Below are 17,413 nucleotides of genomic sequence, written 5' to 3'. Positions count from 1 at the left end.
CCGGATACGGCGGAAAGATCAATTCATGGTTCCGGCGTGAAGAGATGCAGAGTGACTCATGACGCCACGCCGATTCCGGAGCGTGCTCACTTCTGCTCAGGCCATTGCTCCAAGCAGTTTGGGAGGCTCCCGGAAGAAAGTGGTCCCAACTGGGGACACCAAGCACCGCACCGCATAGGTGTCGGGTACTGACTTGAGGTTAACACTACCGGATCCAACAAACATTCCCCCTCTCCAAGACCGGCAATCAGTCGATCACACGCGTGATCACCCGGCGAGCGGCAGCACACAGGTGCCCACCGCGTCGAGGGTCAGCCGGTTGGCCGCCCACCCCTCTCCCGCCAGCGCGGCGACCTTGTCGGCCGCCGCATCCTCGACCAGTGCGAGCACGGTGGGGCCCGCACCGGACACGACTGCGGGGACGCCGTCCGCGCGCAGTCGGTTCACCAGGGCCACGCTCTCCGGCATCGCGGGGGCGCGGTACTCCTGGTGAAGTCGGTCCTCGGTCGCAGCCAGCAGCAGCTCGGGGCGCCTGGTCAGGGCCTCGACGAGCAGCGCGGCACGGCCGGCGTTGGCCGCGGCGTCCCCGTGCGGGACGGTACGCGGCAGCAGTCCACGGGCGGTCTCGGTCAGCACCGGCTTTCCGGGCACAAAGACCACCGGAACGATGGAATCGGCGGGATCCATCCGGATCGCCCGCGCGGTTCCGGTGTCCATCCAGGCGAGCGTGAAACCGCCCAGCAGACATGCGGCGACATTGTCGGGATGGCCCTCGAGCTCGGTGGCCAGCTCCAGAAGCGCGGCGTCGTCGAGCTTCTGCTCGCCGCCTATCGTCACGGCGCGGGCCGCGACGATGCCGGCGCAGATGGCGGCCGACGAGGAGCCCAGGCCGCGGCCGTGCGGGATGCGGTTGGCGCAGACGATTTCCAGGCCGCGCGGCTGTCCGCCGAGCCGGTCGAAGGCGGCGCGCATCGACCGTACGAGCAGATGGCTCTCGTCGCGCGGAAGGGTCTCGGCGCCCTCACCTGCGATATCGACGTGCAATCCGGAATCGGCGACGCGCACCACGACATCGTCGTAGAGGCCCAGGGAAAGGCCGAGGGCGTCGAAGCCGGGACCGAGATTGGCGCTGGAAGCGGGGGTGCGCACCCGGACGGCGGCGGCGCGGAACGCGGGACCGGCCATCGCTCGATGACTCTCCTTGATTGATGCTGCGGTACTGCCCCAGAGCACCGGCACCGAGGCGCCCGGACGGCTCATTGGGGTCTGTTCTGACCTGCCCTGCACACCACTGCGTTATGCCGTGGGGAGGGGAGTTGGCTGCCAGCCTATCGAAGGAAGGTTCTGTCACGACATAGGGCGCACAGGAGGCGCACGATGCGTGTCGCGCGCCGCCGGTGCCCCGACGCCACCTTCCGGGGCTTTGCAGCCTTTGCACTCTTTGCTTTTCCTGGGTTACGGAGCGAGCGCGGGCCCCGCACCCCCGGGTCCTTGCGAGCAGGTCCTGCCCACAGGGACCGCGTTTCACACCAGCCGGCCGGACCGGGCGGCCCGGCCGGGCGGTGCGGTCAGGCCAGGCCCAGGCGCTCGGCGGCGGCGTCCGCGTCGATCGGGACCGTGACCGGCTGCGGCGCACCCGCCACCGCCCAGTCGGGGTCCTTGAGGCCGTTGCCGGTGACCGTGCAGACGATCCGCTGCCCCGGGTCGACCTTGCCCTCCTCGGCCGCCTTGAGCAGACCGGCCACCGACGCGGCCGAGGCGGGCTCGACGAAGACACCCTCCTGGGAGGCCAACAGGCGGTAGGCGGCCAGGATTTGACGGTCGGTCACGTCGTCGATGAAGCCGCCGGACTCGTCCCGGGCACGCTCGGCGTTCGCCCACGAGGCGGGGTTGCCGATGCGGATCGCGGTGGCGATGGTGTGCGGGTCCTTGACGACCTCACCGCGCACGATCGGCGCACTGCCGGAGGCCTGGAAGCCCCACATCCGCGGGGTGTGCGAGGCGATGCCGTCGGCCGCGTACTCCTGGTAGCCCTTCCAGTACGCGGTGATGTTGCCGGCGTTGCCGACGGGCAGCACATGGATGTCGGGCGCGTCGGCGAGCATGTCGACGATTTCGAAGGCGGCGGTCTTCTGCCCCTCGATGCGCACCGGGTTCACGGAGTTCACAAGTGCGACCGGGTAGTTCTCGGACAGGCCCCGGGCCAGCGTGAGGCAGTCGTCGAAATTCCCGTCGATCTGCAGGATCTTCGCGCCGTGCACCAGCGCCTGGCCCATCTTGCCGAGCGCGATCTTGCCCTGCGGGACGAGCACCGCGCAGACCATCCCGGCCCGGACCGCGTAGGCGGCGGCCGAGGCGGAGGTGTTGCCGGTGGAGGCGCAGATGACGGCCTTGGCGCCCTCCTCTTTCGCCCGCGTGATGGCCATCGTCATCCCGCGGTCCTTGAAGGAGCCGGTGGGGTTGGCACCCTCGACCTTGAGATGCACCTCACAGCCGGTGCGCTCGGAGAGCACCTGGGCCGGCACGAGGGGCGTGCCGCCCTCCCGCAGGGTGATGACCTCGGTCGTGTCGCTGACCGGCAGCCGGTCACGGTATTCCTCGATGATTCCGCGCCACTGACGGCTGGTGGTGGACGCGGTGGAATTGGCAGACATGGGTTCCTTTACTCCCCTTCGACCCGCATGATGCTGGCGACACCGCGGACGGTGTCCAGCTCGCGCAGTGCCCCGACGGTCGACGACAGGGCCGCGTCGGCCGCCCGGTGGGTGACGACGACGAGGGAGGCCTCGCCGTCCTTGCCCTGCTGACGGACCGTATCGATGGATACGCCGTGTTCGGCGAAAATGGTGGCGACCTGCGCCAGAACGCCGGGCTTGTCGGCCACGTCGAGACTGATGTGGTACCGCGTGACGACTTCACCCATGGGGCTGACCGGCAGCCGTGTGTAGGCGGACTCACCCGGCCCGGTGGCACCGGCGAGCTTGTTACGGCAGACCGCGACGAGGTCGCCGAGAACCGCGGAGGCGGTCGGCGCACCGCCCGCGCCGGGCCCGTAGAACATCAGCTGCCCGGCCGCGTCGGACTCCACGAACACCGCGTTGTAGGCCTCGCGGACGGAGGCGAGCGGATGCGTCAGCGGGATCATCGCGGGATGCACCCGGGCGGTGACCGACGCGCCGTCCGCGGCCCGCTCGCAGATCGCCAGGAGCTTGACCGTACAGCCCATCCGCTTGGCGGAGGCGATATCGGCCGCCGTGACCTCGGTCAGGCCCTCGCGGTGCACGTCGTCGATGGTGACGCGGGTGTGGAAGGCGATACCGGCCAGGATCGCGGCCTTGGCGGCGGCGTCGAAGCCCTCGACATCGGCGGTCGGATCGGCCTCCGCGTAGCCCAGCGCGGTCGCCTCGTCGAGCGCCTCGCTGTAGCCGGCGCCCGTCGAATCCATCTTGTCGAGAATGAAGTTGGTGGTGCCGTTGACGATGCCGAGCACGCGGTTGACCTTGTCCCCGGCCAGCGACTCGCGCAGCGGCCGGACGAGCGGGATCGCGCCCGCGACGGCCGCTTCGTAGTAGAGATCCGCGCCGTGGGCCTCGGCCGCCGCATGCAGCGCGGCACCGTCCGCCGCCACCAGCGCCTTGTTGGCCGACACCACGCTCGCGCCGTGCTCGAAGGCGGTGGTGATCAGGCCCCTGGCGGGCTCGATCCCGCCGATGACCTCGATCACGACGTCGATGTCCCCGCGTTTGACGAGGGCGGTCGCATCGGTGGTGACCAGCTCGGCCGGGACACCGGCGCGCACCCGGTCCGGGCGGCGCACGGCGATTCCGGCGAGCTCCACGGGCGCGCCGATGCGGTTGGCGAGGTCGTCGGCGTGCGTCGTCATGATGCGCGCCACCTCTGAGCCGACCACACCACAGCCCAGCAGCGCCACCTTCAGCGGACGCGTACGCATCATTCGACCCCTGCTTCTCATCGATCAGCCATTTTCAGCTTGCTCATGCTGCTTGCCCATTGCCGCACAAGTGCTATGGACAAGTCTCACGCACCGGACGGCGGATTCGATCCGTCGTCCGGATACCGAGACATTTATTTCATCCGGGGCCCGGCCCCGTGGATCAGGCCCTACCCGACATCCAGCCGCAGGAGATCTTCCTCCGTCTCCCGCCGGACGATCACCCTGGCCTCGCCGTTCGTGACCGCCACGACGGGGGGCCGCAGGGCGTGGTTGTAGTTGCTCGCCATGGACCGGCAGTACGCACCGGTGGCGGGCACCGCGAGCAGGTCCCCGGGCGCGACATCCGACGGCAGGAACGCGTCCCGCACCACGATGTCCCCGCTCTCGCAGTGCTTGCCGACCACCCGCGACAGCATCGGCTCGGCGTCGGACGTACGCGACACCAGGGCCACGCTGTACTCCGCGTCGTAGAGGGCGGTACGGATGTTGTCCGACATCCCGCCGTCCACGGACACATACGTCCGCAGGCCTTCCAGCTCCTTGACCGTGCCGACCTCGTACAGCGTGAACGCCGTGGGCCCGACGATCGCCCGCCCCGGCTCGACCGACAGCCGCGGCACCCCCAGCCCCGCGGCCCGGCACTCCTTCGTCACGATCTCGCTGAGCGCCTTCGCGATCTCGTGCGGCTCCCGCGGATCGTCCTCGGAGGTGTACGCGATCCCCAGCCCGCCGCCGAGGTCGATCTCCGGGAGCTCGATGCCGTGCTCGTCCCGCACCTCGGTCAGCAGCTGCACCACCCGGCGCGCGGAGACCTCGAATCCCGCCATGTCGAAGATCTGCGACCCGATGTGGCTGTGGATCCCGATGAGCTCCAGCCCGTCCAGCTTCAGCGCCCGCCGTACGGCCTCGGCGGCCTGCCCGCCGGCCAGCGCAATGCCGAACTTCTGGTCTTCGTGGGCCGTCGCGATGAATTCATGCGTATGCGCCTCGACACCGACGGTGACGCGGATCTGCACCCGCTGCCGCTTGCCGAGCTGCTCGGCGATGTGCGCGACCCGCACGATCTCCTGGAACGAATCCAGCACTATCCGCCCGACACCGGCTTCCACGGCCCGGGTGATTTCCTCCGTGCTCTTGTTGTTGCCGTGCAGCGCGATCCGGTCGGCGGGCATCCCGGCGGCGAGCGCCGTGGCCAGCTCGCCCCCCGAACACACATCGAGGTTGAGCCCCTCCTCGTTGAGCCACCGCACGATGGCCCGGGACAGGAACGCCTTGCCGGCGTAGAAGACGTCCGCCTCCGGTCCGAAGGCGTCCTTCCAGGCACGGCAGCGCGCCCGGAAGTCGTCCTCGTCCAGGAAGTACGCCGGCGTACCGAACTCCTCGGCCAGCGCACGGACGTCCAGCCCGCCGACGGTCACCACACCGTCGGCGTTGCGCCGGACGGTACGGGACCAGACACGCGGGTCCAGGGTGTTGAGATCGGCGGGCGGCCCGGCGTAGTGCCCCTCGGGCAGCACGTCGGCATGCCGGGGCCCGGCAGGATGCGCGGAACGACTCATAGCGGCGAGGATCCCCTCAGACTCAGTTCAGGTCACAGATATTCGGGCGCGGAGATGCCGAGCAGGCGCAGGCCGTTGGCGAGCACCGTCCCGGTGGCCTCGGCAAGAGCCAGCCGGGCGCGGTGCACGGCCAAGGGTTTCCGCTCCCCGACGGGCAGCGGCGGACACGCCTCGCACCACCGCAGAAACGCATCCGCCGTCGCCTCCAGATGCCGCACCATCCGGTCCGGCGCCCGGAGCCGGGCGGCGGCCTCGACGGTGGCGGGGTAGGTGGCCAGGAGGGCGGTGAGGTCCTGGGTCGGAGCGGCGGCCGTCCCCGGCCCCGTCTCCCCGGGCTCGCTCGTGAACCCCAGATCCCCCGCGTTACGCACCAGGGCCCGCGTCCTGGCGTGCGCGTACTGCACCCGGAACCGCGGATTGCCCTCCCGCTGCACCGGCCGCTCCGGCAGCCGCACCGCATCCCGCGCCGCGGGCCGCAGCAACGCCCAGCGCGCCTCGTCGTCGCCCAGCCGGGCGACGATCCCGGCAAGTTCCCGGGTGGCGGCAGGTGCCTGTTCCGGCTGCTTCAGCCGCCCCGCCCCGGCCGCCGCCACGATCCGCCCCAGCGCCTCGGCGACGACCACACCGCGCGCGCCATCGGGCACCGGCACCTCGACAGGGGCCTCCCCCGGCTCCCGCTCTCCGTACCGCGCCCCGCCCGCCAGCACGTCCCGCACCAGCGCGGCCTGCGCACCGTCCCCCAGCGTGAAGTTCAAGAACCCCGGACCGGCGACCTCCACCCGGGCGATCCCGGCACTGCCCACCAGCCGCCTGCACAAGAGCTCGGCAATCTCCCGGGCCGGCCGCCCCGCCTCCTTGGCGAGCTGCAGCGCCACATTCGAGGCGTAGTCACCGCACCCGGCCCGCCGCGGCGGGCGCACCACGATCCGCGCCGGCACCGGCACGCAGAGCTCCTTCTCGTCCACGGCACCGCGCACGGAGCGCAGGACGGTACGGGAGAGCTCAGCGGGGGTCACGGGACAAGCGTATGGGACCAGGGCCCCGGACACGCGACCGGTTTCGCCCTGTGGACACCTCCGGCGGTGCGGTCATCCCCCGGGCCGGGCCCCGGCCCCCGAGCCCCCGCTCGGCTCCGTCCCCGCCTCCACCCCCGGCTCCGCCCCGTCGTCCCCGGCCCTGCGCTCCCGCTGCCGCCGCTCCCGGACGAGCGTCCCCACGGTCCGTACCAGCTCCGTCGGCTCGAACGGCTTCGCCAGGAAGGCATCCACGCCCACCCACTCGCCGTTGTCCACCTCGCCCTGGGTGCACGCGCTGACGATGGCGATCGGGATGTCCCAGGTCCGCGGATCGGACCGCAGGCGCGCCGCGGTGCGCAGACCGTTGAGCCGCGGCATCACCACATCGAGGGTCACGACATCAGGTCTCACGTGGTGCACGACATCCAGGCATTCGGCACCATCAGCCGCGGTCACCACCTCGAAGCCCTCCAGCTCGAGATTGACCCTGATCAACTGCCGGATCACCTTGTTGTCATCGACCACAAGGATCCGACCGGACAAGCCAGGCACACCACGAGACTAGGTGCCGACCTGCGGCTGCGTCCCGGTTTTGCCCACTTCCGCCCCCATGCGAGGGACCTTTCCACGACCCCCGCCGCCGCACCCCCGGCATGCGCTAGACCCCCGACGCCTCCCCTCCGGCGCCTCTCCGTCCCTTCCTCCCCCGCCCCGCAAAACCCTGTTCCTGAACACCCCATCAGAGCTGGTAGTGTTCTACCCGTCGCCACGAGAACACAGGCGGCAACGCCCCCGTAGCTCAGGGGATAGAGCAACGGCCTCCGGAGCCGTGTGCGCAGGTTCGAATCCTGCCGGGGGCACAGAATGCCGGGACAGCGTGATCACACCGCTGACCAGCTAATGTGCCGTGAATGAAGGGCCGGACTCAGTATCACTGGGTCCGGCCCTTCATCGTTGTTTTCCGGACACTGCCCTCGAGCGCTTCGGCGGCCCGGTCCGTGGCACGCCGGATGGGCTCATACGGAAAAGGCGGCGAGTGCCGAGGCAGATCCCGAGGCTGCCGCTGCATTTCCGGAAAGCCGTCCCCTCACGGCTGCACTTCGTAGTCCACCGCCGCACCGGCGATCCGGCCACCTGTCGCCGCTGAATTTTCCGATCGGTTCCGACGCAGATACGAAGTCGAATTCCGTCGAGGCTCCGCACAGCAAGACGTCGTACTCACTCGAGAATGAGTGCATTACCGAGGCGATAACCCTCGCCGGTCATGGCGCGGTTGGCCGTCCGGGCAGATCCTCGCGGGGACAGCGGAACGCCGCGCCGGTCGGCGGGGAGGCGACATGCCCCGTCGGACCGGCCTTTCAGAAGCGGGCGATGTTGTTGCACCCGGCGGACGAGCCGATCCTGGTGGACTGCACGCCCGGCTTGCCCTTGTGCCCGTGCAGGTGACCCAGCAGGCCGTCGAGGATCCCGACCTCGCCGAGGACGTCGACGTTCTGCTCGGACGCCCGGCATGAGGTGCTCTGCCGGATGATGACCTTGTGGCCGTGCGACTTGCCGTGCTTGTGGCCGCCGCTCGACTGCGGCCGGTAGTCCTGCTGGACCGACTGGGTGCGGCTGTAGGTGCCGCCGTCCGCCCCGCCGCCGGCGTAGGCGGTGCCGGCGCCGAGGAGGCCGACGCTGCCGAGAACGGCTGTCACGACGGCAGCCCTGCGAAGCTTGCGCATGTCATCTCCTAAATCGAGCGAATGCGATCAGAAAAGATCGACTTCGTACAGTTAATGGAGGTTAATACGAAATGCCACGCACTCACTCGGTGACGCGCCGAACCCCGTGACCAGCGCGAACTGGGGCCGTCCCATTTCTCAGTTGAGCCGTATTTCAGATGAATGCCGGGCATCGCTCGAGGGGTCTGCGGCAGAGGTCACCCATCTGACGGAGAATGCCGCGCGCCTCGCCCGCGGGCGGCGCAGCCGGTCCGGTTTCCCCGGGGACGGAAATCGTCGGGTGCCCGTCGGGCGTGCGTGGTGGGGGCGAGCGCGCGGAGGGCGGCGGGCGGTCGCCCGAACTCGTTGTTGCGGAGGGCCGGTTCCGCCACCGCGGATGCCTCTGCCGGCCCGCAGGAGCCAGACGGGCGGAATACAGGGACCGGGCACGGTGACGTAAGGGTCAGGTGCCCGGTCCGGGGCCGGAGTCGGCGGGGAAATCGTCCGGCCGGTGCCGTCAGTTGTTGAGGTGCACCGGGAGGGACTCTATTCCGTACACGATGGACAGCTTTCGGAATTCGAGGTCCTCGGGGGCGGCGGCCAGGCGCATGCCGGGGAAGCGGCGAACCAGGGCGGGATAGGCGGCGCGGAGTTCCATGCGGGCGAGCTCGGCGCCGACGCAGCGGTGTATTCCGTAGCCGAAGGCGAGGTGGGAGGGGACGTTGCGGGAGGGGTCGAACTGTTCCATCTCCGGGCCGAGTTTGCCGTCGCGGTCGGCGCCGCTGAGGGAGCAGAGGACGACGTCTCCGGAAGAGATCTGCACGCCGCCGATTTCGAGATCCTCGCGGGCGAAGCGGGGGAAGGCGACCTGGACGACGGTGAGATAGCGGAGGAGTTCTTCGACATAGCGGTCGACGGTGTCGTCGTCGCTCTCGGCCTTGATTGCCGCGAAGTGTTCCGGGTCCTGGAGGAGGACCAGGGCGCCGAGGGCGAGCATGCTGGCGGTGGTTTCGAAGCCGCCGGTCAGAACGCCGTCGGCCAGGCCGGCCAGTTCTTCGTCGCTGACCGAGTCGCCGTGTTCCTTGACGATCATGCCGAGCAGGCCGTCGCCCGGATTCTCGCGCTGCTTCTTGACGATGTCCCGGAAGTAGGAGAGGGATTCGGATATGGCGCCGAAGGACGCATTCGCACCGCTGAAGAGGTCGAAGCGGGCGGCGCTGAGGCGTTCGAAGTCGGCGCGGTCCTCATAGGGGACGCCGAGGAGTTCGCAAATGACCAGCGAGGGGATGGGCAGGGCGAAATGGTGGACGATGTCGACCGGCTCGCCGTTTTTGCCCGCCGCCGCCATGGCGTCGAGGCGCTCCTCGACGATCTCGTGGATACGGGGGGTGAGCCGGCCGAGGCGGCGCATCGTGAATTCGGGCGTGAGCAGACGGCGGAGTCTGGTGTGGACGGGCGGGTCCGCGAAACCGAGGCCGCCGGGGTTCTGTTCGGCGCCGGCGCCGGCGCTGCCCACGAGATTGGTGAAGTCCGAGCTGAAGGAATTGGCCTTTCCGAGCACCTGCTTGACCTCGTCGTAACCGGTGACCAGCCAGACGTTCGCGGCTATCGGCACCGGAAGCTTGGTGATCGGCGCCTTCTCCCGGACGGCTCCCAATTCGCCTACGGGGTCGAGCCCCTCGCGCCGCAAGGGCATCAGAACGGACTCGGGCAAGAAAGACATTCGCGACAGGTCGAAGCCCTTCCTGCGCGTTCTCGCCAGATACATGCGGCCGGCCCAGGCGATGATCCGGGAACGGAGAGTCGTCATGACGCTAATACTGCCTTTCGTCGAGGGGGTCGGTCACCCGCACTCCGCGGCCCTTGCGGGGCCGGCCGGTGCGGGACCTCCACTCGGCGTGCACGGATGAGACGTACGCCATAGCCCCTCGCTTGCGGTGGTCATGGCGTAGGTCCATGCCCCGACCGGTGTCTCCGGTCGTTCGCGGCAGCGTGACGAGCTCGGCCTTCTGCTTTCGGTCTTTTCGGTCTTATCGGGTTGTTCGTCGGGGGTGTACGTTGCAGTTGTTCGCTGGGGTTGTCCGCTGCCGACGTCGAGTTCACTGAGTTCGCTGACGTCGTTGACGCGGTTCGGGTCGATGAGGTTGTCCGGGTCGGTCCGGACGAGTTTACAAAGTGCCATTGGGGGCGTTCGAGGAACGACCGGGGTAACGGGCGGGGAACGCACGGGGGCGGGTGGTTCGTGCGTGGCGAACCCCGGGACCGCCCTCGGCCCGGCGGTGAAATTGCCTGGCGGGCGGCTGCCACAGGCGGACAGACTGGTGCAATGGCTGCCATCGGTGTCGTCGGACTGGTCCGTGGGTTATATGTGGCGCGGTGGTGTGCACGGCTGGGGATCCGGGTCACCGCCCTGTGCGATACGGATCAGGGACGTCTCACGGCGGCCGTCCGGGAGTTCCCCGGGGCCCGTACGACCAGTCAGTGGCGGCATCTGCTCGCGCCCGGGGCCGGGATCGACGGCGTACTGCTGGCGCATGACTTCGACCGGCACGCGGAAGCGGCCATCGCCTTTCTCGACCGCGGGGTTCATGTGCTGAGCGAGACCGCGGCCTGCACGACGGAGCGGGAGGGGCGGGCGCTGGTCGCGGCGGCGGAGCGGAGCCGCGCCTCGTACTCCTTCGCGGAGAACTATGTGACGCATGCCCATGTGCGCGCCATCGGGAAGCTGGTGCGGGACGGCGTCATCGGGGCGCCGCAGCTGATCGAGTCCGATTACGTGCATGCCGCGTCCCCGGAGGACGTCGCGGCGCTCATCGGCGACCCGGCGCACTGGCGTGGCCGGATCTCGTCCACCGCCTACTGCACCCACGCCCTCTCCCCCGTGCTGGATGTCACCGGCGCCTGGCCGGTCGAGGTGAGCGCCTTTCCGGTGAACGCGCGGCAGGAGCGGCCGGAGGCCGTGGTGCTGATGGTGCGGCTCTCGGACGGCGGCCTGGCCCTCACCCGGCAGACGTTCCTGCAGGGCGAGCCGGACAGTCACTGGCACTGGTTCTCGGTGCGCGGCTCGCGCGGGCTGGCCGAGTCGGTACGGACGGCCGGCGAGCGGTCCTGGCACGTACGGGTGCGGCGGGACGCCTGGGCGGCACCGAGGACCGGTCCGGGGCAAGAGGGTGCGCACGAGGAGGAGTTGGTGCCGCCGGCGCTGCGGATCGAGACCGCGGCGGGGGCCGTGGAGGTGCCGCGCCACGACGAGGGGACGGCAAGGGTCGTGGACGCCTTCCGGGCCTGTATGGAGGAGGACGGGGCGGTGCCGCGGATCGGGGTGCGGCCGGCGGTCGCGGCGTCGCTGGTGGGGACGGCCGCGGCGGTTTCGCTGCGGGAGCGCGGGCGGGCGGTGGCGGTGCCGGACGTACAGTTCTGGAAGTGAGCCGCCGTGAGCGGCAGTGAGCCGGCGAGGACGCAGGCGCCGGGAGCCGGCCCGGGGCCCGCCCCCCGTTGCCCGTCCGCCTGTTCGGTCACTGACCCGGCCCCCGGACGCCGAGTGCGACATAACGGATATACAGCTCACCGCTTGCTACGTTGCCTGCCATGACGGCAACGGCACCGGCGGCCCCCGCGCGCCCCGCTGACACTCCCCCACCCGTGCCGCTGCCGCCCAGGCGGCGGGGCACCGAACTGGGCCTCCTGGTGGGCGCCGTGTTCATCAGCGTCTGCGGGTACCTGGCCGTGGGCGCCGCCACGGGGCACGCCCTCCCGGCCGGCGCGGCCAAATACGGCGCGGGGCTGGGCGCGCTCGCGCTGCTCGCCCATCTCGCCGTACGGCTCCGGGCCCCGTACGCCGATCCGTTGCTGCTTCCCATCGCCGTCCTGCTCAACGGACTCGGCCTGGTGCTGATCTTCCGGCTCGATCTGGAGACCCCCGGCAAACACGCCGCGCCCGCCCAGCTGGTGTGGTCCACGGTGGGCGTCGGGCTGTTCACCGGTGTGGTGGTGCTGCTGCGCGACCACCGCGCACTGCAGAAACGCGCCTCGCTCTGCGCGGCCCTCGCGCTGCTGCTGATGGTCGCGCCGATCCTGTTCCCGGCCGTCAACGGTGCCAAGATCTGGATCCGGGTCGCGGGGCTGTCGCTGCAGCCCGGCGAATTCGCCAAGGTGCTGATCACCGTCTTCTTCGCGGCGTATCTCGCGGCGAACCGCAGTGCGCTGGACGTCACCGGGCGCACGGTGTGGAGCCTGCGGGTGCCCACCGGCCGGGTGCTCGGGCCGGTCGTGGCGATCTGGCTGGTCAGTGTGGGCGTCCTGGTCCTGGAGCGGGATCTGGGGACCTCGCTGCTGTTCTTCGGGATTTTCGTGGTGCTGCTGTACGTGGCGACGGGGCGGGTCGGATGGCTGGCGGCCGGGCTGCTGCTGGCGGCGGCCGGGGCGGCGGCGGTCGCGACGCTGGAGCCGCATGTGCACGGGCGGGTGGCGGACTGGCTGCATCCGTTCGCGGGGACCGCGGCGGGCGAGGGGCCGGGGCAGCTCGCCCAGTCGCTGTTCGCCTTCGCGGCGGGCGGACTGCTGGGGACCGGGCTGGGGCAGGGCGATTCGCAGCTGATCGGGTTCGCCATGAAGTCCGACTTCGTGCTGGCGACCTTCGGCGAGGAGCTGGGGCTGGCCGGGCTCACCGCGCTGTTCGTGCTCTACGCGCTGCTCGTGGGGTGCGGCTTCCGGGCCGCCCTGGGCATCGGCGAACCGTTCGGCGGACTGCTGGCCGTGGGCCTCGCCGCGCTGCCCGCCGTCCAGGTCTTCGTCATCGCGGGCGGGGTGATGGGGCTGATCCCGCTGACGGGCATGGCGATGCCGTTTCTGGCGCAGGGCGGGTCGTCGGTGGTGACGAACTGGATCATTGTGGCGCTGCTGGCGCGGATCAGCGACCGGGCGCGGGCGCCCGAGGGGGACCCGGTGGCCTGCCAGAAGCCGGAGGCCTGTCGGAAGCCGGAGAACCACCGGGAGCCGGAGACCCGCCGGGAGCCGGAGACCCGCCGGTGACCCGCTGCATCCGGCAGACCGCCGTCATCTGCGCCCTCCTCCTCGTCGCACTGCTGGTCAACGCCGCCCGGGTGCAGCTGTGGGAGGCCGACGCCTACACCGCCAATCCCGCCAACCGCCGTGCCACACTGGCCCGTTACGCCCAGCCCCGGGGCGCCGTGCTGGTCGGGGGCCGGCCCGTCACCGGCTCCCGGGACAGCGGCGGCCGGCTGCGCTACGAGCGGACCTACACCGACGGCCCCCTGTACGCGCCGGTCACCGGCTACTCCTCGCAGCTCTACGGCACCTCCCTGCTGGAGCGCGCCGAGGACGGCATCCTGGCCGGCACCGACGACCGGCTGGCCACCTTCCCCTGGTGGGACCGGCTCACCCACGGCCACCGCCCGCCCGGGAGCGTCACCACCAGCATCGACCCCGCCGTGCAGCGCGCCGCGTTCGACGGGCTCGGCCGCAGGAAGGGCGCGGTGGCCGCGATCGAACCGCGTACCGGACGGATCCTGGCGCTGGTCAGCACACCGTCGTACGACCCCACCTCCCTTGCCGGGAACGGCACTTCGGTGAGCGACACCTGGCGGCGGCTGAGCCGCGCCGCCCGCCGCCCGCTGCTCAACCGGGCGATCCGGAAGACCTATCCGCCGGGCTCGGTCTTCAAGGTCGTCACCGCGGCGGCGGCGCTGGAGAGCCGCACGGTGACCGATATCGACGCCCCCACGGACACCCCCGACCCCTACACCCTGCCCGGCACCGCCACCCGCCTCGGCAACTCCGTGAAGGGCTGCCGCAACGCCAGCCTCAAGGACGCCTTCCGCCTCTCCTGTAACACCGTCTTCGCGCGGCTGGGAGCCCGGGTGGGGCTGCACGCGCTGGCGGAGACCGCCGAGCGGTTCGGTTTCAACGACCGCCGGCTGCGCGTGCCGTCCGCCGTGGCGACCAGCAATTTCGGTACGCAGATGGACGCGTCGCAGGTCGCGCTGTCGGCGATCGGCCAGTTCGACACCACCGCCACCCCGCTCCAGATGGCGATGGTCGCGGGCGCGGTCGCCAACGGGGGGATTCTGACGCCGCCGTATCTGGTGGACGGGGTGGCCAACGCCCGGGGAACCGTCCTGGACGCCGGGCCGCGGCGGCCCGCACGCCAGGCGATGGGGCCCGCCGTCGCCGAGCGGCTCCAGGAGATGATGACCGATGTCGTCGAGCACGGGAGCGGGCGGCAGGCCGCGGTCAAGGGCGCCACGGTGGGCGGCAAGACCGGTACGGCGCAGCACGGGCTGCGCAACGAAGGGGTGCCGTACGCCTGGTTCATCTCCTGGGCGCGGGCCGCGGACAGCACCGAACCGTCGGTGGCGGTGGCCGTGGTGGTGGAGGACGCCGCCACGGACCGGTCGGACATCAGCGGCGGCAGCGTCGCGGCGCCGGTCGCGCAGGCGGTGATGGCGGCGGCGCTGCGGCGCGACGGCCACCCCGCACCCGCGTCACAATGACCGTATGACGGAGATGGCCGTATGACGGATACGACGGCGGAGCCGACTCCGCCCCGGCTGCTGTCGCTCGCCGAGGTCGAGGCGCTGGCCCGGCGGGCGCACGAGGGGCAGACCGACAAGGCGGGCCGCCCGTACGCCGGCCATCTGGCGGCGGTCGCGGCGGGCGTACGGGAGCGGGGCGGCAGCGACGAGCAGATCGCTGCGGCCTGGCTGCACGATGCCGTCGAGGACGCCGCACTGAGCGAGGAGTGGCTGGCGGGGGCGGCGCTGAGCGAGGCGACCAAGGCGATGGTCCGGGCGGTCACCAAGCGGGCGGGCGAGCCGGTCGAGGAGTACACCGCCCGCATCCTGGCCACGCCCGGGGCGCTGCTCGTCAAGGAGTCGGACCTCGCCCACAACGCGGATCCGGCCCGGCTGGCCCTGCTGGACGGGCCGACGCGGGAGCGGCTGACGGCCAAGTACGCAAGGGTGCGGGCCCTGTTGGGGCTCCGATAGGACCGCCGACCGGTCCGGACACCGGACGCTTCGACGGAAAGATGCCGTGCGCAGCTACTGTGCGGCGATGACGCGATCGACCACGCCTGCGACGACTCATCCGACCACTCAAGCAACGTCCCCGCCCCGCGTGATCGCGGCGCTGGACGGCGTCGGCGTCCGGCGCCACACCACCGACCAGGTCATCCTCGACGGCATCGACTGGACCGTACGCTCCGGTGAGCACTGGGCGCTGCTCGGGGCGAACGGTGCGGGCAAGACGACGATCCTGCGGCTCGTCGGGGCGCTGATGTTCCCCACCACGGGGACCGTCGAGGTGCTGGGGCACCGGCTCGGCACGGTGGACGTACGCGAACTGCGTGCCGTCATCGGTCTGGTCTCCGGCGCACAGAAGGTTCCGCAGGGCGCGACGGCCCATACCGTCGTGCTGACCGGCGCCACCGGTACCGTGCAGCCGCTGTGGCGCAAGTACGACGCGGACACCCGCGAGCGCGCCCATGAGCTGCTCGCGGAGCTGGACTGCAAGGAGCTGGCGGACCGTCCGTACGGGGTGTGTTCGGGCGGCCAGCGGGCCCGGATCCTGATCGCCCGTGCCCTGATGGCCGACCCTTCCCTGCTCCTGCTCGACGAGCCGTTCAATGCGCTCGACCTGCCCTCCCGCGAGGACCTGATCGATGCGCTGCACCGACTCGCCCTGGAGCGGCCGGAGTTGGCGACCGTGACGGTCACCCACCACCTGGAGGAGCTGTCCCCGGCCATCGGCCATGCCCTGCTGCTGCGCGACGGGCGGGTGCAGGCGCGCGGGCCGGTGGCCGAGGTGCTGACCGGGGACGGGATGACGGCGTGCTTCGGCCGGCCGATCGAGGTGTCCCGGCACGAGGGGCGGTGGCTGGCGCGCTCGGGCAGGCGCTAGCGACTCAGGTCACTGGCACGGCAGCGGTTCCCGGCGTTCGGACCACTCCGCCGGCAGCCCGCCGGTTCCCGTCCGGGCCGCCACCACCCCGCCCGCGATGGCGCAGGTGGTGTCCACGTCGCCCAGGCCCGCGGCGGTCGCCCAGAGTGCGGCCAGGAGGTCGTCGGGATGCCGGGCGGCGCACCACAGGGCGTAGGGGACGGTGTCGTCGGCGCGGACCCGGCGGCCGCTGCCGAGGGCCGCCGCGGCGGCGACGGGGTCGGTGTCCGGCGGCAGTTCGGCGGCGGCCAGCAGGCCCTGCCGTACCGCGCCGTCGGGGGTGCGCCCGGCGACCGCGGCGGGTGCCGGCGCCTCGCCGCGGGCCGAGAGGGCGGCCGCCACGGCCACCGCCACCGCGCCCGCGACCCCTTCGGGGTGGGCATGGGTGACCCGGGCGGAGCGGGCGGCCTGTTCGGCGGTGCGGTCGAGGTCGTCGTGGAACCAGGCGCCCAGCGGGGCGACCCGCATCGCCGCGCCGTTGCCGAGGCTGCCCTCGCCGAAGAGGACGGTGGCCAGCGCCTCCCACTCGTCGGGGGCGGCAGCGACGCGGGGCAGCAGGGCGTGCATACCGGGGCCGTAACCGCGGCCGGGGTCGGCCTTGTAGCGTGCGGCGAACCGTTCGGCCAGCGCCTGCGACCGCACCTCGCCGTACGCCTCCAGGACGGCGAGCAGTTCCACCGCCATGGCGGTGTCGTCCGTCCAGTGCCAGAGCGGGTCGGGCGGTGCGATGCGCTCCGCGATCAGCCGGCGGGCCTCGGCCTCGGGGCGGAACATCCCGAAGAAGCGCTCCCCGAAGGCGTCGCCGAACGCCAGCCCCTCGATGCTCCTGCGCGCCGCGGTCCGTCGTCGGTCATCCATGCGGGGATCCTGCCATGCCATAACCTCGGTCGGCCGACGCACGGGAGGAATACCTTGACGCAGCCAGAGCTCCCCGACATGGGAGACCCGACTCCGAGGGACGGGTATCTGCCCTCGGAGTACCGCTTCCACCGGAATGCGATGGTGGCCATCGGTCTGCTGTCGCCGTGGGTCTTCCTCTACGCCGCGCGCACGCATCCGGGGCTGCTCTGGATCCCGGTGCTGAATCTGCTCGTCACGTATGCGGGGGTATATGTCCTCGTCCGGCGCTGGCGGGGCCGGACGCGTCGGCTGTATGTGCCGCTGGCGGGCGTCGTGGTGTGCTGGATCGTCTGTGTGGAGCTGTTCCGGGCGCTGAGGTGA

15 protein-coding genes and 1 tRNA gene are annotated in these 17,413 nt (G+C 71.2%); 7 read left to right on the top strand and 9 right to left on the bottom strand.

Translation table 11 applies throughout. From position 1 onward, the window contains the following. Positions 1–267: 267 nt before the first annotated feature. From thrB to ADL29_RS01950, 6 genes are all read right to left on the bottom strand, one after another. Complete coding sequence (gene thrB, locus ADL29_RS01975; protein ID WP_046925990.1) at positions 268–1,185, bottom strand: homoserine kinase; 918 nt, start codon at positions 1,183–1,185, stop codon at positions 268–270. A 383-nt stretch (positions 1,186–1,568) separates the two neighbouring features. Next, on the bottom strand, positions 1,569–2,654 hold the full coding sequence (thrC, locus tag ADL29_RS01970; RefSeq protein WP_053922030.1) for a threonine synthase: 1,086 nt from the start codon (positions 2,652–2,654) through the stop codon (positions 1,569–1,571). Between the two features lie 8 nt (positions 2,655–2,662). After that, on the bottom strand, positions 2,663–3,955 hold the full coding sequence (locus ADL29_RS01965) for a homoserine dehydrogenase (protein WP_046925992.1): 1,293 nt from the start codon (positions 3,953–3,955) through the stop codon (positions 2,663–2,665). 167 nt (positions 3,956–4,122) lie between these two features. Further along, on the bottom strand, positions 4,123–5,514 hold the full coding sequence (gene lysA, locus ADL29_RS01960; protein ID WP_053922029.1) for a diaminopimelate decarboxylase: 1,392 nt from the start codon (positions 5,512–5,514) through the stop codon (positions 4,123–4,125). Between the two features lie 32 nt (positions 5,515–5,546). Continuing rightward, positions 5,547–6,530 (bottom strand): ArgS-related anticodon-binding protein NrtL, encoded by a 984-nt coding sequence (gene nrtL, locus ADL29_RS01955; RefSeq protein WP_053922028.1) that lies wholly within the window; start codon positions 6,528–6,530, stop codon positions 5,547–5,549. A 72-nt stretch (positions 6,531–6,602) separates the two neighbouring features. Beyond that, positions 6,603–7,082 (bottom strand): response regulator, encoded by a 480-nt coding sequence (locus ADL29_RS01950; RefSeq protein WP_245689096.1) that lies wholly within the window; start codon positions 7,080–7,082, stop codon positions 6,603–6,605. A gap of 236 nt (positions 7,083–7,318) precedes the next feature. Here ADL29_RS01950 and ADL29_RS01945 point away from each other — a divergent pair. Further along, positions 7,319–7,390, top strand: a tRNA-Arg gene (locus ADL29_RS01945). A gap of 498 nt (positions 7,391–7,888) precedes the next feature. On the opposite strand, the gene ADL29_RS01940 is transcribed toward ADL29_RS01945, so the two are convergent. Continuing rightward, positions 7,889–8,254, bottom strand: a complete 366-nt coding sequence (locus ADL29_RS01940) for a hypothetical protein (RefSeq protein ID WP_046925995.1) — start codon at positions 8,252–8,254, stop codon at positions 7,889–7,891. Between the two features lie 496 nt (positions 8,255–8,750). Continuing rightward, positions 8,751–10,043 (bottom strand): cytochrome P450, encoded by a 1,293-nt coding sequence (locus ADL29_RS01935; RefSeq protein ID WP_046925997.1) that lies wholly within the window; start codon positions 10,041–10,043, stop codon positions 8,751–8,753. Between the two features lie 516 nt (positions 10,044–10,559). Here ADL29_RS01935 and ADL29_RS01930 point away from each other — a divergent pair. The 5 genes from ADL29_RS01930 (at position 10,560) to ADL29_RS01910 (ending at position 16,153) form a co-directional block, all read left to right on the top strand. Next, positions 10,560–11,660, top strand: a complete 1,101-nt coding sequence (locus tag ADL29_RS01930; protein WP_053922027.1) for a Gfo/Idh/MocA family protein — start codon at positions 10,560–10,562, stop codon at positions 11,658–11,660. 161 nt (positions 11,661–11,821) lie between these two features. Further along, positions 11,822–13,264, top strand: coding sequence for an FtsW/RodA/SpoVE family cell cycle protein (locus tag ADL29_RS01925; protein WP_078970655.1), 1,443 nt, complete (start codon positions 11,822–11,824; stop codon positions 13,262–13,264). Further along, positions 13,261–14,745, top strand: coding sequence for a penicillin-binding transpeptidase domain-containing protein (locus ADL29_RS01920; protein ID WP_053922026.1), 1,485 nt, complete (start codon positions 13,261–13,263; stop codon positions 14,743–14,745). The genes ADL29_RS01925 and ADL29_RS01920 overlap by 4 nt, the downstream gene beginning before the upstream one ends. Positions 14,746–14,766: 21 nt before the next feature. Further along, a complete protein-coding gene (locus ADL29_RS01915; RefSeq protein WP_046926000.1) occupies positions 14,767–15,240 on the top strand; it encodes an HD domain-containing protein in 474 nt (157 codons plus the stop codon). Positions 15,241–15,370: 130 nt separating this feature from the next. After that, positions 15,371–16,153, top strand: a complete 783-nt coding sequence (locus tag ADL29_RS01910; RefSeq protein WP_053922025.1) for an ABC transporter ATP-binding protein — start codon at positions 15,371–15,373, stop codon at positions 16,151–16,153. 9 nt (positions 16,154–16,162) lie between these two features. Here ADL29_RS01910 and ADL29_RS01905 read toward each other — a convergent pair whose 3' ends face one another. After that, on the bottom strand, positions 16,163–17,050 hold the full coding sequence (locus ADL29_RS01905; protein WP_053922024.1) for an ADP-ribosylglycohydrolase family protein: 888 nt from the start codon (positions 17,048–17,050) through the stop codon (positions 16,163–16,165). Positions 17,051–17,104: 54 nt separating this feature from the next. Between ADL29_RS01905 and ADL29_RS44390 the strand changes: the two genes are divergently transcribed. Then, on the top strand, positions 17,105–17,413 hold the full coding sequence (locus ADL29_RS44390) for a hypothetical protein (protein WP_211274227.1): 309 nt from the start codon (positions 17,105–17,107) through the stop codon (positions 17,411–17,413).

It is taken from the genome of Streptomyces chattanoogensis, from assembly GCF_001294335.1.
GTDB lineage: Bacteria > Actinomycetota > Actinomycetes > Streptomycetales > Streptomycetaceae > Streptomyces > Streptomyces chattanoogensis.
Note: the sequence above shows the minus strand (reverse complement) of the source record. Positions and strands in the feature narration are given on the sequence as shown.

Excerpts from the sequence above, each read along its gene's own strand:
- thrB (WP_046925990.1), bottom strand. The coding sequence starts at position 1,185 with ATGGCCGGTCCCGCGTTCCGCGCCGCCGCCGTCCGGGTGCGCACCCCC.
- thrC (WP_053922030.1), bottom strand. The coding sequence starts at position 2,654 with ATGTCTGCCAATTCCACCGCGTCCACCACCAGCCGTCAGTGGCGCGGA.
- ADL29_RS01965 (WP_046925992.1), bottom strand. The coding sequence starts at position 3,955 with ATGATGCGTACGCGTCCGCTGAAGGTGGCGCTGCTGGGCTGTGGTGTG.
- lysA (WP_053922029.1), bottom strand. The coding sequence starts at position 5,514 with ATGAGTCGTTCCGCGCATCCTGCCGGGCCCCGGCATGCCGACGTGCTG.
- ADL29_RS01940 (WP_046925995.1), bottom strand. The coding sequence starts at position 8,254 with ATGCGCAAGCTTCGCAGGGCTGCCGTCGTGACAGCCGTTCTCGGCAGC.
- ADL29_RS01935 (WP_046925997.1), bottom strand. The coding sequence starts at position 10,043 with ATGACGACTCTCCGTTCCCGGATCATCGCCTGGGCCGGCCGCATGTAT.
- ADL29_RS01930 (WP_053922027.1), top strand. The coding sequence starts at position 10,560 with ATGGCTGCCATCGGTGTCGTCGGACTGGTCCGTGGGTTATATGTGGCG.
- ADL29_RS01925 (WP_078970655.1), top strand. The coding sequence starts at position 11,822 with ATGACGGCAACGGCACCGGCGGCCCCCGCGCGCCCCGCTGACACTCCC.
- ADL29_RS01915 (WP_046926000.1), top strand. The coding sequence starts at position 14,767 with ATGACGGATACGACGGCGGAGCCGACTCCGCCCCGGCTGCTGTCGCTC.
- ADL29_RS01905 (WP_053922024.1), bottom strand. The coding sequence starts at position 17,050 with ATGGATGACCGACGACGGACCGCGGCGCGCAGGAGCATCGAGGGGCTG.